Consider the following 270-nt stretch of genomic DNA (forward strand, 5'->3'; position numbering starts at 1 on the left):
GGCCAGCACCGCATCACCGGCAAGGAAGTCGCCCCTCTCGATTCACCCATCGCGCGCATGCGTCTGGCCGCGGCAGAGGGCGACCACCATGTCCCCGTGGTACCGGAGCTGCACGCCAACAATCGCCAGTTGATCGAGTCGGCCGAACTGATCTGCTTCCCTCCCGGCAGCTTCTCCTCCAGCGTGCTCGCCAATCTGCTGCCCAAGGGCGTCGGGCGCGCGGTGCTGGCCAACCCCTGCCCCAAGGTCTACATCCCCAACTGCTGCCCG

The 270-nt window shown here is 67.4% G+C and carries 1 protein-coding gene; it reads left to right on the forward strand.

Translation table 11 applies throughout. The annotated features are described in order from the left end of the window. A partial coding sequence (locus tag R0J88_RS20385; RefSeq protein ID WP_410900933.1) for a 2-phospho-L-lactate transferase CofD family protein occupies positions 1-270 on the forward strand: 270 nt, incomplete at both ends.

Source organism: Pseudoalteromonas sp. SIMBA_162 (assembly GCF_046535955.1).
Classification (GTDB): domain Bacteria; phylum Pseudomonadota; class Gammaproteobacteria; order Enterobacterales; family Alteromonadaceae; genus Pseudoalteromonas; species Pseudoalteromonas marina.